The sequence below is a fragment of the Methanomethylovorans sp. genome (genome assembly GCF_041305605.1).
In the GTDB taxonomy this organism is placed as follows: domain Archaea; phylum Halobacteriota; class Methanosarcinia; order Methanosarcinales; family Methanosarcinaceae; genus Methanomethylovorans.
This window is the reverse complement of sequence record NZ_JBFYLB010000057.1, coordinates 1-3,059: the sequence shown is the minus strand read 5'-3', so window position 1 is coordinate 3,059 and position 3,059 is coordinate 1. Positions and strand designations below refer to the sequence as shown.

Annotated in this window: 3 protein-coding genes; 2 read left to right on the top strand and 1 reads right to left on the bottom strand. The window is 40.6% G+C overall.

Features of this window, described 5'->3' with window-relative positions; translation table 11 throughout:
- Both ACCM36_RS03775 and ACCM36_RS03770 read left to right on the top strand, forming a co-directional pair.
- A partial coding sequence (locus ACCM36_RS03775) for a PAS domain S-box protein (RefSeq protein ID WP_370572400.1) occupies window positions 1–2,219 on the top strand: 2,219 nt, incomplete at its 5' end.
- A gap of 2 nt (window positions 2,220–2,221) precedes the next feature.
- Window positions 2,222–2,620 carry a response regulator gene (locus tag ACCM36_RS03770; protein WP_370572398.1) on the top strand — a complete coding sequence of 133 codons (399 nt, stop codon included), beginning with the start codon at window positions 2,222–2,224 and terminating at the stop codon, window positions 2,618–2,620.
- Between the two features lie 2 nt (window positions 2,621–2,622).
- On the opposite strand, the gene pylD is transcribed toward ACCM36_RS03770, so the two are convergent.
- On the bottom strand, window positions 2,623–3,059 hold a 437-nt coding region (pylD, locus tag ACCM36_RS03765), incomplete at its 5' end, for a 3-methylornithyl-N6-L-lysine dehydrogenase PylD (protein WP_370572397.1).

The following is a 3,059-nucleotide window of genomic DNA, read 5'->3' as shown; positions in this document are numbered from 1 at the left end:
ATGCTTTCGTTACAGGTAATACTGGTATTTTAGTTTCCCATCCCGTACACAAGGACTGGATAGCCTCAAAGACCCTTTATGACTTCGATATACCTGAGATTTCAGAAGCTGCAGATAATATTAAAGAAGGAAAAGGAGGGAATTTTGAGACTGTTGATCCAGCTACAGGTAAAGATGTGATAATGTTCTATGAACCTGTGAAAACCGGGAACTATTCATTTATCCTTGTGGTCCCCAAGGAAGAGATGCTTGCAGGGGTAGCTGCCCTAAGGACAAGACTCATCATAATATCTGCCATATCCATTGTGTTTATGGGTCTCGTGGCATATCTTATTGCAATGTCTATTACAAAACCTATTGACAATATAGTAAGCAGTTTTAAAATGATTTCCCAGGATGCTGTGGAAGGAAAACTGGATGCAAGAGCAAACACTGATGTAGGAATAGATTTCAAGGAGATACCTAAGGGGCTTAATGAGATACTTGATGCTGTGACAGCTCCCATACGTGAGAATATGAGAGTTACTAATGCTCTTGCAAAAGGAGAGCTAAAAACAAGAATACAGCTTGAACTTAAAGGTGAATTCAAGCAGGCTGGAGATACACTTGATAATTTCGCAGAATATCTTGACAGCATTGTAGATGACTCCAATAATGTGCTTACAGCTATTCAGAATAATGATTTTTCCAGATCTGTTAGAGTGCAAGGGGAAGGTGATCTACGAATACTCACCAATGGTATCGAACAGACACGTTTGTCTCTGGATGAAGCAACCACTGAACGCATAAAAGCTGAAAAGGCTTTAAGGGAGTCCGAAAAGAAGTTTAGGACCCTTTTTGACAGTACTAATGATGCTATATATCTTCATGATATGGCTGGCAATATATTGGAAGTTAACCAGGTAGCCTGTGAGAGAATGGGCTATACTCGCGATGAATTCCTTAAAATGAAGCAGATGGATATAGATAAAACACTTGCAATTAAATCTCTCTTCAGTCGTATCAAAGAATTGCTTGAACTAAAAAATAATATTTTTGAGACTGTGCATGTAACCAAATCGGGCAAACAATTACCTGTAGAGCTTAGCAGCCGGATCATCCAGTATGAAGGGAAAAATGCTGTACTTACCATTGCCCGTGATATTACAGAACGTAAACGCATTGAACAAGCTCTCAAGGATTATGCTGAACAACTTGAACATTCCAATCAAATAAAAGAAGAAATGGAAAGAGTTGTAAACAACAGTCCTGTGATCGTCTTTAAATGGAAGCCTGAAAAAGATTGGCCTGTGAGTTTTGTTTCTGAAAATGTAAGCCAGTTAGGCTATACTGTTGAGGATTTTACTTCTGGCAGAATAAAATACCTAGATATTTTATATCCAGGGGATCTCGAAAGGTTCCATCCCATGCTTGAGGAATATAAAAACGTTCATTCAGATCAATTCAATCAGGAATACAGGATATTTACAAAATCCAAGGATATCAGATGGGTTGATGAGCGAACCTTTATCCGGATGGAGCAATCTGGAGAAATTTTGCTCCAAGGTATCATCCTGGACATCACTGAGCGTAAAAAGGCTCAAGAAACTCTATTAAGGGCTGAAGAGATCCGTAAAAAGGAAATTCATCATAGAGTAAAAAATAACCTACAGGTAATATCAAGTCTGCTGTTCCTTGAAGCTGAAAATTTCAGAGATAAAGAGATAGTTGAAGCTTTCCTGGATAGCCGCAACCGTGTAAGATCAATGGCACTGATACATGAAGAACTGTACCAGTCAGGAGATATGTCTACAATTGATTTTGCAGATTATACCCGAAATTTGCTGAATTTTCTGTCAAAATCCTATTTCATGGAGTCCAAAGCCATTAAACTGAATTCGAAGATAGAGAATGTCTACCTGGGTATGGACACTGCCATCCCTCTGGGAATGATTATAAATGAACTGGTATCCAATTCCCTGAAACATGGGTATAGAGATGCATTAGAAGGAAATGTTAACGTTACTCTTGAGCTTCATGGCAATGAGCTCACTCTCAATGTAAGTGATGATGGTATAGGATTCCCTGAAAATGTCGATTTCAGGCAAACAACTTCTCTGGGCTTGCAGCTTGTTACGACTCTTGTTGACCAGATAAATGGAACTATTGAACTTGAAAGAAATGGGGGAACATCTTTCAAGATCCGTTTTAAGGAGTTAAAATGTAAGGTTAGGGTGTGAAAATGACAGACGCCAAGATACTTGTAGTTGAAGATGAGAACATAGTTGCTCTCGAAATTAAGAAAAGATTACAGAAACTGGGCTATATAGTCCCCGGAGTGGCGTCAACGGGTGAAGACGCAATCAGCAAGGTTGAAGGTATTCTTCCTGATCTTGTTCTGATGGACATAATGCTCAAAGGGGAGATAGACGGCATACACGCTGCCGGAGAAATCCGCAAGCGTTTTAACATACCTGTGATTTACCTAACTGCGTATTCTGATGAAGAGACATTACAGAGAGCCAAGTTTACCGAACCCTATGGCTATATTCTCAAGCCTTTTGAGGAGGATGACCTGCGCACGACCATAGAAATTGCACTATATAGACATCAGGCTTCAGGCGGAAAGGAAAAAAAGTGAGGTCATACTACCGAATATAGCATCGATGCGACCCCAATGAAGAGCGGTTCCATGACTAGATCCACTCTGAATTTCTTTCCGACCTCTTCAGGCAATCCACAGGGTATTCCCGGGGTTGAAACCAGGCACCTCTCTGCGATCATACCTTCGGTGATGGTATTTGCATTGGGTGTGGCCTCGAAGACCATTGAAAATTTCTTGCGATCTTCCTTGCAGTATTCCTTAATCCCAAGCTCATGGGCTGCCTTCTCCAGAAAATTCCTGTTAGGGTCACAGGCATAAACATTGAATCCTTTTTTTGCAAGATGTTTAGCTCCGGCATACCCAACCCTTCCAAGACCTATTACCAGGATCTCGCTTGAGCCTGCCTCCTTGAACCTGGAAGCGATCTCTGAATAGATGATTCCTGTTGCTTCATGGTTGGTGACGACTTTTCCAT